This window comes from Streptomyces sp. RLA012 (assembly GCF_056270325.1).
This window is the reverse complement of record NZ_JBWDPA010000002.1, coordinates 3,192,602-3,204,782: the sequence shown is the minus strand read 5'-3', so window position 1 is coordinate 3,204,782 and position 12,181 is coordinate 3,192,602. Positions and strand designations below refer to the sequence as shown.

General features: G+C 66.8%; 9 protein-coding genes and 1 rRNA gene. 8 read left to right on the top strand and 2 right to left on the bottom strand.

Annotated elements, in window-relative coordinates; all coding sequences use genetic code 11:
- Nucleotides 1–236: 236 nt before the first annotated feature.
- The 4 genes from RV986_RS14570 (at nucleotide 237) to RV986_RS14555 (ending at nucleotide 5,169) form a co-directional block, all read left to right on the top strand.
- Nucleotides 237–2,453: a polyribonucleotide nucleotidyltransferase gene (locus RV986_RS14570; protein WP_475917811.1), complete on the top strand. Its 2,217-nt coding sequence runs from the start codon at nucleotides 237–239 to the stop codon at nucleotides 2,451–2,453.
- The gene (locus tag RV986_RS14565) at nucleotides 2,450–3,829 is read left to right on the top strand and encodes a M16 family metallopeptidase (protein ID WP_475917810.1); all 1,380 of its coding nucleotides are present in this window, start codon (nucleotides 2,450–2,452) and stop codon (nucleotides 3,827–3,829) included. The genes RV986_RS14570 and RV986_RS14565 overlap by 4 nt, the downstream gene beginning before the upstream one ends.
- Before the next feature lie 26 nt (nucleotides 3,830–3,855).
- Entirely contained in the window at nucleotides 3,856–4,608 is a 753-nt protein-coding gene (gene dapB / locus RV986_RS14560) for a 4-hydroxy-tetrahydrodipicolinate reductase (protein WP_475917809.1), read from the top strand.
- 105 nt (nucleotides 4,609–4,713) lie between these two features.
- On the top strand, nucleotides 4,714–5,169 hold the full coding sequence (locus tag RV986_RS14555) for a tetratricopeptide repeat protein (RefSeq protein WP_475917808.1): 456 nt from the start codon (nucleotides 4,714–4,716) through the stop codon (nucleotides 5,167–5,169).
- 139 nt (nucleotides 5,170–5,308) lie between these two features.
- Here RV986_RS14555 and RV986_RS14550 read toward each other — a convergent pair whose 3' ends face one another.
- Entirely contained in the window at nucleotides 5,309–5,866 is a 558-nt protein-coding gene (locus tag RV986_RS14550) for a hypothetical protein (RefSeq protein WP_475917807.1), read from the bottom strand.
- A 90-nt stretch (nucleotides 5,867–5,956) separates the two neighbouring features.
- On the bottom strand, nucleotides 5,957–6,196 hold the full coding sequence (locus RV986_RS14545) for a hypothetical protein (protein ID WP_475917806.1): 240 nt from the start codon (nucleotides 6,194–6,196) through the stop codon (nucleotides 5,957–5,959).
- Nucleotides 6,197–6,413: 217 nt separating this feature from the next.
- Between RV986_RS14545 and thyX the strand changes: the two genes are divergently transcribed.
- From thyX to RV986_RS14525, 4 genes are all read left to right on the top strand, one after another.
- Entirely contained in the window at nucleotides 6,414–7,154 is a 741-nt protein-coding gene (gene thyX / locus RV986_RS14540) for an FAD-dependent thymidylate synthase (protein ID WP_475917805.1), read from the top strand.
- A gap of 210 nt (nucleotides 7,155–7,364) precedes the next feature.
- Complete coding sequence (dapA, locus tag RV986_RS14535) at nucleotides 7,365–8,264, top strand: 4-hydroxy-tetrahydrodipicolinate synthase (protein WP_475917804.1); 900 nt, start codon at nucleotides 7,365–7,367, stop codon at nucleotides 8,262–8,264.
- Nucleotides 8,265–8,401: 137 nt separating this feature from the next.
- Complete coding sequence (locus RV986_RS14530; RefSeq protein WP_475917803.1) at nucleotides 8,402–10,087, top strand: ribonuclease J; 1,686 nt, start codon at nucleotides 8,402–8,404, stop codon at nucleotides 10,085–10,087.
- Between the two features lie 545 nt (nucleotides 10,088–10,632).
- Nucleotides 10,633–12,159 (top strand): 16S ribosomal RNA (locus tag RV986_RS14525).
- The last annotated feature ends 22 nt before the right edge of the window (nucleotides 12,160–12,181 follow it).

Genomic DNA, 12,181 nt, shown 5'->3' with positions numbered 1-12,181 from the left:
CAGGACACGAGACGTACGACATAGCGTGACGGCGCCGTACCCGCCGGGTAGGGACCGTCACGACAACGAACGAGGAGAAGCGCACCTCGCCGCCGCCGGTCCTCGGTAGTGGCCCCCGGGAGAATGAGACCCCGGGTGCTTCGATCGAAGACCGGCCCGCACCAGACGGCGCGCTTCTCCGCCACCGTCCCCCTGCCACACGGGCAGGACGGGACGAAGACGAGGAGAAAACGCTAGTGGAGAACGAGACCCACTACGCCGAGGCCGTTATCGACAACGGTTCCTTCGGCACCCGCACCATCCGCTTCGAGACGGGCCGCCTCGCCAAGCAGGCCGCCGGTTCCGCCGTGGCGTACCTGGACGACGACACCATGGTGCTGTCGGCCACCAGTGCTTCCAAGAAGCCCAAGGACAACCTCGATTTCTTCCCCCTCACGGTGGACGTCGAGGAGCGGATGTACGCCGCCGGCAAGATCCCCGGCAGCTTCTTCCGCCGTGAGGGCCGTCCCTCCGAGGACGCGGTCCTCACCTGCCGTCTGATCGACCGCCCGCTGCGCCCGTCCTTCAAGAAGGGCCTGCGCAACGAGATCCAGGTCGTCGCCACGATCATGGCTCTCAACCCCGACCACCTGTACGACGTCGTGGCGATCAACGCCGCCTCCGCGTCCACGCAGCTGGCCGGTCTGCCCTTCTCCGGTCCGGTCGGCGGCGTCCGCGTCGCGCTGATCAACGGCCAGTGGGTCGCGTTCCCGACGCACACCGAGCTCGAGGACGCCGTCTTCGACATGGTCGTCGCCGGTCGCGTCCTGGAGGACGGCGACGTCGCGATCATGATGGTCGAGGCCGAGGCCACCGACAAGACCATCCAGCTGGTCAAGGGTGGTGCCGAGGCGCCGACCGAGGAGGTCGTGGCCTCCGGCCTCGACGCCGCGAAGCCCTTCATCAAGGTCCTGTGCAAGGCGCAGTCGGACCTCGCCGCGAAGGCCGCCAAGCCGACCGCCGAGTTCCCGATCTTCCTCGACTACGAGGACGACGTCCTCGAGGCCCTGACCGCCGCGGTCAAGAGCGAGCTCGCCCAGGCGCTCACCATCGCCGGCAAGCAGGACCGCGAGGCCGAGCTGGACCGCGTCAAGGAGATCGCCGCCGAGAAGCTGCTCCCGCAGTTCGAGGGCCGCGAGAAGGAGATCTCCGCCGCGTACCGCGCGCTGACCAAGAAGCTGGTCCGCGAGCGCGTCATCAAGGACAAGGTCCGCATCGACGGCCGTGGCGTCACGGACATCCGTACGCTCGCCGCCGAGGTCGAGGCCATCCCGCGCGTGCACGGCTCGGCGCTGTTCGAGCGTGGCGAGACCCAGATCCTGGGCGTCACCACCCTCAACATGCTCCGCATGGAGCAGCAGCTGGACACCCTCTCCCCGGTGACCCGCAAGCGCTACATGCACAACTACAACTTCCCGCCGTACTCCGTCGGTGAGACGGGCCGCGTCGGCTCCCCGAAGCGCCGCGAGATCGGCCACGGCGCGCTCGCCGAGCGCGCGATCGTGCCGGTCCTGCCGACCCGCGAGGAGTTCCCCTACGCGATCCGTCAGGTGTCCGAGGCCCTCGGCTCCAACGGCTCGACGTCCATGGGCTCGGTCTGCGCCTCCACCATGTCGCTGCTGAACGCCGGTGTGCCGCTCAAGGCCCCCGTCGCCGGTATCGCCATGGGTCTGATCTCCCAGGAGATCGACGGTCAGACGCACTACGTCGCCCTCACCGACATCCTCGGTGCGGAGGACGCCTTCGGCGACATGGACTTCAAGGTCGCCGGCACCAAGGAGTTCGTGACCGCCCTCCAGCTCGACACCAAGCTGGACGGCATCCCCGCCTCCGTCCTGGCCGCGGCCCTCAAGCAGGCCCGCGACGCCCGCCTCCACATCCTCGACGTGATGATGGAAGCGATCGACACGCCGGACGAGATGTCCCCGAACGCCCCGCGGATCATCACCGTCAAGATCCCCGTGGACAAGATCGGTGAGGTCATCGGCCCCAAGGGCAAGATGATCAACCAGATCCAGGAGGACACCGGCGCCGACATCACGATCGAGGACGACGGCACCATCTACATCGGTGCCGCCCAGGGCTCGCAGGCCGAGGCCGCGCGCGCCACGATCAACTCGATCGCCAACCCGACCATGCCGGAGGTCGGCGAGCGCTACCTGGGCACCGTCGTGAAGACGACGACCTTCGGTGCGTTCGTGTCGCTGCTCCCGGGCAAGGACGGTCTGCTGCACATCTCGCAGATCCGCAAGCTCGCCGGCGGCAAGCGCGTGGAGAACGTCGAGGACGTGCTCGGCGTGGGCTCCAAGGTCCAGGTCGAGATCGCCGAGATCGACTCCCGTGGCAAGCTCTCCCTGATCCCCGTGATCGAGGGCGAAGGCGACGACGACAAGAAGGACGACACCGACCAGTGACGTCTCGTAGCTCCACGGCGACGGCCCGCACCTCTTCGGAGGCGCGGGCCGTCGCCCGTACCCAAACCCTCATCAAGGGCGAGAACGGCATCGGTACGGTCCGCAAGACCACCCTCCCCGGCGGCCTGCGCATCGTCACCGAAACGCTGCCCTCCGTCCGCTCCGCCACCTTCGGGATCTGGGCGCACGTCGGCTCCCGCGACGAGACTCCGACGCTGAACGGCGCCACGCACTACCTGGAGCACCTGCTCTTCAAGGGCACGAGCCGCAGGTCGGCCCTGGACATCTCCTCCGCCATAGACGCGGTCGGCGGCGAGATGAACGCCTTCACGGCCAAGGAGTACACGTGCTACTACGCACGCGTGCTCGACACCGACCTCCCGCTCGCCATCGACGTCGTCTGCGACATGCTCACCGGCTCGCTGATCGAGCAGGCCGACGTGGACGCCGAGCGCGGCGTGATCCTCGAAGAGATCGCGATGACCGAGGACGACCCGGGCGACTGTGTGCACGACCTGTTCGCGCACACCATGCTCGGCGACACCCCCCTCGGCCGCCCGGTCCTCGGCACGGTCGACACGGTCAACGCCCTCAGCGCCGACCGCATCCGCCGCTTCTACAAGAAGCACTACGACCCGACGCACCTCGTGGTCGCCTGCGCGGGCAACGTCGACCACAACAAGGTCGTACGCCAGGTCCGCGCCGCCTTCGAGAAGGCCGGGGCCCTCAGGGAGACCGCCGTCGAGCCGATCGCCCCGCGCGACGGCCGCCGCGCCATCCGCACCGCGGGCCGCGTCGAACTCCTCGGCCGCAAGACCGAGCAGGCCCATGTCGTCCTCGGCATGCCGGGCCTGGCCCGCACCGACGAGCGCCGCTGGGCCCTGGGCGTCCTGAACACCGCCCTCGGCGGCGGCATGTCCTCCCGCCTCTTCCAGGAGGTCCGCGAGAAGCGCGGCCTGGCCTACAGCGTGTACTCGTACACCTCGGGCTTCGCCGACTGCGGCCTCTTCGGCGTGTACGCGGGCTGCAGGCCGAGCCAGGTTCACGACGTGCTCAAGATCTGCCGCGACGAGCTCGACCAGGTCGCCGAGCACGGCCTCTCGGACGACGAGATCGGCCGCGCCATCGGCCAGCTCCAGGGCTCCACCGTCCTCGGCCTGGAGGACACCGGCGCACTGATGAACCGTATCGGCAAGAGCGAGCTGTGCTGGGGCGAGCAGATGTCCGTCGACGACATGCTGGTCCGGATAGCGTCGGTCACCCCGGACGAGGTCCGCTCGATCGCCCACGACATCCTGGGACAGCGGCCCTCGCTGTCGGTCATCGGCCCGCTCAAGGACAAGCAGGCATCCCGTCTGCACGACGCGGTCGCCTAATTCCCGTCTCGGTAAGGAACGAAGCAATGAGCAAGCTGCGCGTGGCGGTCCTCGGTGCCAAGGGCCGGATCGGAGCCGAGGCGGTACGAGCCGTCGAGGCCGCCGAGGACATGGAGCTGGTAGCCGCGCTGGGCCGTGGCGACAAGCTGGAGACACTGGTCGAAGCGGGTGCCCAGGTCGTGGTCGAGCTGACCACACCGGCCTCGGTGATGGGCAACCTCGACTTCTGCGTCCGGCACGGTATCCACGCGGTGGTCGGCACGACGGGCTGGACCGACGAGCGTCTCGCGCAGCTCAACACCTCGCTCGCCGCGTCCCCGGAGACGGGCGTGCTCATCGCGCCCAACTTCTCCATCGGGGCCGTACTGACCATGAAGTTCGCCGAGATCGCCGCACCGTACTTCGAGTCCGTCGAGGTCGTCGAACTGCACCACCCGAACAAGGTGGACGCCCCCAGCGGCACCGCCACGCGCACCGCCCAGCTCATCGCCGCGGCCCGGGAGCGCGCCGGCAGCGCTCCGCAGCCCGACGCCACGGTGACGGGCCTGGACGGTGCCCGCGGGGCGGACGTCGGCGGCGTCCCGGTGCACTCGGTCCGCCTGCGCGGCCTGCTCGCCCACCAGGAGGTCCTGCTCGGCGGCGAGGGTGAGACCCTCACCATCCGCCACGACTCCCTCCACCACAGCAGCTTCATGCCGGGCATCCTGCTCGGCGTCCGCCGCGTGGTGACCACCCCGGGTCTCACCTTCGGCCTGGAGCACTTCCTGGACCTCGGCTGATCCGAGGGACGGACCGCAGACGGACGGTCGACGGACCACAGACGAACCCCCGACGTGCGCAGACCGGCACAGACGGACGCAGACAGACACGGATAACTGGCAGACATGCGCGCGAAGATCACCTATGCCGTCACGGCGGCCGTCCTGGTCGTCTATTTCGTCCTGGTCGGCAGCCGTGGTGTGCTGCTCATCCAGAACGGCACCCTGATCACCGTCACCTTCGGCGTCGCGGTGCTGATCCTGCCGGTCATCGGCATCTGGTTCCTGTGGAAGAACACCCAGTTCGTCCGTAAGGCCAACCGGCTCGCCGCCGAGCTCGACGCCGAGGGGGGTCTGCCCGTGGACGAGCTGAAGCGCACCCCGGGCGGCCGCATCGACCGCGACTCGGCCGACGAGGTCTTCGCCAAGCGCAAGGCCGAGACCGAGGACGCGCCGGACGACTGGCGCAGCTGGTTCCGCCTCGCCGTCGCCTACCACGACGCCCGTGACACCCCGCGTGCCCGCAGGGCGATGCAGCGGGCGATCGCCCTGCACGAGGGCAGGCCTCCGGCAGAGGCCTGACGGACACGGTTCGATACGGGCCCTCGACATTCGATACGGGCCCTCGGCAGGGGCCGGAGCAGTACGGCTGGATACACCGAAGGGGCCGCCCGCGGAGTGCGGACCGGCCCCTTCGGTGTGCGTGCGGAAACCGTGTGCGTCAGCCCCGCCGATACTCGTCGGCCCACACCTCGACGGCGTCCGCCGCCCGGTCGAAGGCCTCCGTGCGCGCCAGGAAGTCGGAGTTGTGCGAGGTGAGCAGCGGCGGCAAGGTGCCCGCCGCCCGATCCTTGCGGACCAGTACCAGCGCCTGTCCCTGCACGGTGCGCGGCAGACCGAGCCAGCGCACCGGCTGCTGAACGGTGCGCACGGCGACGACCCGCTGCCAGGGCACCGTATTGGTGTACAGGAAGCCCACCCGGCGCAGGCCTCGCGCGCTCACCCAGACGCCCATCCGCAGCAACCGCAGCGCGCACAGGATGATGAGCAGGGAGGCGCCCAGACAGGCCACGGCGGCGGAGCGGCTCCCGGTGACCGCGATGATCACGGCGGCGACGAGCACGTACGAGGCGAGCAGCAGGACGAGCGCGGCGAGGGCCACCCGCCACGGCCCGGGCCGGTAGGGGCGCCGCCAGCGATCGCGGTCGTCGAAGGGCAGGGCGAGATCGTCCGCCACCTCGTCAAAAGCACGGTCCGCCGTCAGGAAGGGCAGGGGCACGACTGATCCTCACTCAATCCACGCATGGGCTATGCCCGGTGAGGCTATCGAGCCGGGTCCCCGCTCACCACCCTTGGGGGTCCGGAAGGGTCAGCGGCCGTTGGACGCCTCGGAATGCTGCGTCGACGCGGACGACTGGTCCAGCGACAGGGACGGCATCCCGACGACCAGGGCGCCCACGAGCCCGGCGACGATGGTAAGCCCTATGAGCCACCGGCCGAATATCTCACTGGCCGACGCGCGCTCGCGGGGTGGGACAGTGATGTTGCTGCGGAACTTGTCGGCTTCGGCGATGAAGGCGAACGGTACGGGCTCGCGCCGACGGAACATGGGGGCTGCTTCTCCTCTGGAGACTCGAATCCGGAGACTCGAACGGATCACTGTCATCCATACAGACGAGCGAATGCCCCAGGAGGTGCCCGGAATCACCGAATTCGCTGAAGTTCGTCGACGAATGTCGGGGCACGGCACCGAAAGACCCGTTGTCAGTGGCGGGCCGTAGAGTGGGCGCCGCCCGAGAGACGTGATGGGAAGGACCCTCCATACCGTGACCGACACCCCCGCCGACGACCTCAAGCCCAGCTTCCGCAGCGATGTCACCGTCGAGCTCGTCAAGCACACCGCGTCCGACTCGGACGTGCTGTTCGCCGCCCGCGTCTCGACCGTCGGCGAGCAGTCCCTCGACGAGCTGCGCAAGGACCCGGAGCGTTCCAAGGGCCTGCTGAACTATTTGATGCGGGACCGGCACGGCAGCCCCTTCGAGCACAACTCGATGACGTTCTTCATCAGCGCCCCGATCTTCGTCTTCCGCGAGTTCATGCGGCACCGTGTGGGCTGGTCGTACAACGAGGAGTCGGGCCGGTACAGGGAGCTCCAGCCGGTCTTCTACGTCCCGGACGAGTCCCGCAAGCTGGTTCAGGAGGGCCGCCCCGGCAAGTACGTCTTCGTTGAGGGCACCCAGGCGCAGCAAGAGCTCACCGGCCGCGTGATGGAGGACTCGTACCGACAGGCGTACGAGGCGTACCAGGAGATGCTCGCCGCCGGTGTCGCCCGCGAGGTGGCCCGTGCCGTCCTCCCGGTCGGCCTCTTCTCCTCGATGTACGCCACGTGCAACGCACGCTCCCTGATGCACTTCCTCGGCCTGCGCACCCAGCACGAGCTTGCCAAGGTCCCGTCCTTCCCACAGCGCGAGATCGAGATGGTCGGCGAGAGGATGGAGACCGAGTGGGCCAGGCTCATGCCACTCACGCATGCGGCCTTCAACGCCAACGGGCGCGTGGCGCCGTAGCGCGCTCCCGCGCGCCTTCCGGCACTGATGTACGGATCAACCGGGCGAGGTGTCCGTATTGCGGCATTTCGAGAAGTTCATCTAGCCTGATCAAACGGACCCGGCACTGCTTGAACCCCCGAGCAGGCAGTGCCGGGCTCCGCATTTGTCGCACTTTGTCGTGTCCCCCGAGGGCAGACCAGGCCTTGAGCAGCGAGTAGCGTGTTACCCATGGCTCCGACCTCCACTCCGCAGACCCCCTTCGGGCGGGTCCTCACCGCCATGGTCACGCCCTTCACGGCGGACGGCGCACTCGACCTCGACGGCGCGCAGCGGCTCGCCACCCACCTGGTGGACGCAGGCAACGACGGCCTGATCGTCAACGGCACCACCGGCGAGTCCCCGACCACCAGCGACGCGGAGAAATCGGATCTCGTACGAGCCGTACTGGAGGCGGTCGGCGACCGCGCCCACATCGTTGCGGGCGTCGGCACGAACGACACCCATCACAGCATCGAGCTCGCACGCGCCGCGGAGAAGGCCGGCGCGCACGGCCTGCTGACCGTGACGCCGTACTACAACAAGCCCCCGCAGGAGGGCCTGTACCGACACTTCTCGGCCATCGCCGACGCGACCGAGCTGCCGGTGATGCTGTACGACATCCCGGGCCGCAGCGGCGTACCGATCAGCACCGAGACGATCGTGCGGCTCGCCGCGCACCCCCGCATCGTCGCCAACAAGGACGCCAAGGGAGACCTCGGCCGGGCCAGCTGGGCCATCGCCCGCTCCGGCCTGGCCTGGTACTCCGGCGACGACATGCTGAACCTGCCGCTGCTCTCCGTGGGCGCGGTGGGCTTCGTCTCCGTTGTCGGCCACGTCGTCACCCCGGAGCTGCGGGCCATGCTCGACGCGTACGTCTCGGGCGACGTCCACAAGGCGACAGAGATTCATCAGCAGCTGCTGCCGGTCTTCACCGGCATGTTCCGCACCCAGGGCGTCATGACGACCAAGGCCGCGCTCACCCTCCAAGGACTGCCCGCCGGGCCGCTGCGCGCCCCGATGGTCGAGCTGTCGCCCGAGGAGACCGCCCAGCTCAAGATCGATCTTGCCGCCGGCGGGGTACAGCTCTAACAACGGACTTCACAACTGAATACGCACGACAACGCAGGCCAGCGGCCTGCACTCCACACAGACAACTGCTACTGCACGAACGTCACGCGCGCCACGTGCCTTGCCAGGTACGTGGCGCGTGTGGTGAGGAGAGTCTTTTGAGTCATCCGCATCCTGAACTCGGCGCACCGCCGGTGCTCCCGAAGGGTGGCCTGCGGGTCACCCCGCTCGGCGGCCTCGGTGAAATCGGCCGGAACATGACGGTCTTCGAGTACGGCGGTCGCCTGTTGATCGTCGACTGCGGAGTGCTCTTCCCCGAGGAGGAGCAGCCCGGAATCGACCTGATCCTGCCGGACTTCACGTCCATCAGAGACCGCCTCGACGACATCGAGGGCATCGTCCTCACACATGGCCACGAGGACCACATCGGCGGCGTGCCCTTCCTCCTCCGGGAGAAGCCGGACATCCCACTGATCGGCTCCAAGCTGACCCTCGCCCTCATCGAGGCGAAGCTCCAGGAGCACCGCATCCGCCCGTACACACTCGAAGTCGCGGAGGGCCACCGCGAGCGCATCGGCCCCTTCGACTGCGAGTTCGTGGCGGTCAACCACTCCATCCCGGACGCCCTCGCGGTCGCCATCCGCACCCCTGCGGGCATGGCGGTCCACACCGGCGACTTCAAGATGGACCAGCTCCCGCTGGACGGCCGGCTCACAGATCTGCACGCGTTCGCACGTCTGAGCGAAGAGGGCATCGACCTCCTTCTCTCGGACTCCACGAACGCCGAGGTACCCGGCTTCGTCCCGCCCGAGCGCGACATCTCGAACGTGCTGCGCCAGGTCTTCGCCGGCGCCCGCAAGCGGATCATCGTGGCGAGCTTCGCCAGCCATGTGCACCGCATCCAGCAGATCCTGGACGCGGCCCATGAGTACGGCCGCCGGGTCGCCTTCGTCGGCCGCTCGATGGTGCGCAACATGGGCATCGCGCGCGACCTGGGTTATCTGAAGGTTCCGCCGGGCCTGGTCGTGGACGTCAAGACACTCGACGACCTCCCGGACCACGAGATCGTCCTCGTCTGTACGGGCTCCCAGGGCGAGCCGATGGCGGCCCTGTCGAGGATGGCCAACCGGGACCACCAGATCCGGATCGTCCAGGGCGACACGGTGATCCTGGCCTCGTCGCTCATCCCGGGCAACGAGAACGCGGTCTACCGCGTCATCAACGGCCTCACCCGCTGGGGCGCCCATGTCATCCACAAGGGCAACGCCAAGGTGCACGTCTCGGGCCACGCCTCGGCCGGCGAGCTCCTGTACTTCTACAACATCTGCAAGCCGCGGAACCTGATGCCGGTCCACGGCGAATGGCGTCATCTGCGCGCCAACGCCGAGCTGGGCGCCCTCACGGGCGTCCCGCACGACCGGATCGTCATCGCTGAGGACGGCATCGTCGTCGACCTCGTCGGAGGCAAGGCCAAGATCTCCGGCAAGGTCCAGGCGGGTTATGTGTACGTCGACGGTCTCTCGGTCGGAGACGTCGGTGAGCCCGCGCTCAAGGACCGCAAGATCCTTGGTGACGAGGGCATCATCTCGGTCTTCGTGGTGATGGACGCCAGCACGGGCAAGCTCACCGCCGGTCCGCACATCCACGCACGGGGCTCGGGCATTGAGGACTCTGCCTTCGCGGATGTCATCCCGAAGGTCACGGAGGTCCTTGAGCGCTCGGCCCAGGACGGCGTGGTCGAACCTCACCAGATGCAGCAGCTCATCCGCCGCACGCTGGGCAAATGGGTCTCGGACAACTACCGCCGACGCCCGATGATCCTCCCGGTCGTCGTCGAGGTCTGACCCCCTCGCACGCGCCAACTCCGGAGCGGGGCCCCTCGATTTGCATCGGGGCGCCCCGCTCCAGTACGTTTACGGCTCCGCCTGAACGGGAACCCGGCACCAGCGTGTGCCAGGAACCACCCCGAGCGGGACGGAAATTCCGACTCAGAATCTCTGATAAAGTCGGAACCGCCGGAAAGGGAAACGCGAAAGCGGGAACCTGGAAAGCACCGAGGAAATCGGGTCGGGAAACGGTCTGATAGAGTCGGAAACGCAAGAACAAAGCAAGACAGCAAGACCGAAGGGAAGCGCCCGGAGGAAAGCCTGAGAGAGTCTCTCGGGTGAGTACAAAGGAAGCGTCCGTTCCTTGAGAACTCAACAGCGTGCCAAAAATCAACGCCAGATATGTTGATACCCCGTCTCCGGCCGATCGGCTGGGGCGTGGTTCCTTTGAAAAAGTCCTGCCGGGCATTGTCCGGTAGGCGCACAGCGAGGACGCTGTGAACCTTCCGATTATTCCTCGGGGGGTTCCGCTCTCGTGGTGTCGTCCCGATTACGGGAAAACATTCACGGAGAGTTTGATCCTGGCTCAGGACGAACGCTGGCGGCGTGCTTAACACATGCAAGTCGAACGATGAAGCCTTTCGGGGTGGATTAGTGGCGAACGGGTGAGTAACACGTGGGCAATCTGCCCTTCACTCTGGGACAAGCCCTGGAAACGGGGTCTAATACCGGATAATACCTGCCTGGGCATCTGGGTGGGTTGAAAGCTCCGGCGGTGAAGGATGAGCCCGCGGCCTATCAGCTTGTTGGTGAGGTAGTGGCTCACCAAGGCGACGACGGGTAGCCGGCCTGAGAGGGCGACCGGCCACACTGGGACTGAGACACGGCCCAGACTCCTACGGGAGGCAGCAGTGGGGAATATTGCACAATGGGCGAAAGCCTGATGCAGCGACGCCGCGTGAGGGATGACGGCCTTCGGGTTGTAAACCTCTTTCAGCAGGGAAGAAGCGCAAGTGACGGTACCTGCAGAAGAAGCGCCGGCTAACTACGTGCCAGCAGCCGCGGTAATACGTAGGGCGCAAGCGTTGTCCGGAATTATTGGGCGTAAAGAGCTCGTAGGCGGCTTGTCGCGTCGGTTGTGAAAGCCCGGGGCTTAACCCCGGGTCTGCAGTCGATACGGGCAGGCTAGAGTGTGGTAGGGGAGATCGGAATTCCTGGTGTAGCGGTGAAATGCGCAGATATCAGGAGGAACACCGGTGGCGAAGGCGGATCTCTGGGCCATTACTGACGCTGAGGAGCGAAAGCGTGGGGAGCGAACAGGATTAGATACCCTGGTAGTCCACGCCGTAAACGGTGGGAACTAGGTGTTGGCGACATTCCACGTCGTCGGTGCCGCAGCTAACGCATTAAGTTCCCCGCCTGGGGAGTACGGCCGCAAGGCTAAAACTCAAAGGAATTGACGGGGGCCCGCACAAGCAGCGGAGCATGTGGCTTAATTCGACGCAACGCGAAGGACCTTACCAAGGCTTGACATACACCGGAAACGGCCAGAGATGGTCGCCCCCCTTGTGGTCGGTGTACAGGTGGTGCATGGCTGTCGTCAGCTCGTGTCGTGAGATGTTGGGTTAAGTCCCGCAACGAGCGCAACCCTTGTTCTGTGTTGCCAGCATGCCCTTCGGGGTGATGGGGACTCACAGGAGACTGCCGGGGTCAACTCGGAGGAAGGTGGGGACGACGTCAAGTCATCATGCCCCTTATGTCTTGGGCTGCACACGTGCTACAATGGCAGGTACAATGAGCTGCGAAGCCGTGAGGCGGAGCGAATCTCAAAAAGCCTGTCTCAGTTCGGATTGGGGTCTGCAACTCGACCCCATGAAGTCGGAGTTGCTAGTAATCGCAGATCAGCATTGCTGCGGTGAATACGTTCCCGGGCCTTGTACACACCGCCCGTCACGTCACGAAAGTCGGTAACACCCGAAGCCGGTGGCCCAACCCCTTGTGGGAGGGAGCTGTCGAAGGTGGGACTGGCGATTGGGACGAAGTCGTAACAAGGTAGCCGTACCGGAAGGTGCGGCTGGATCACCTCCTTTCTAAGGAGCATCTAGGCTGCCG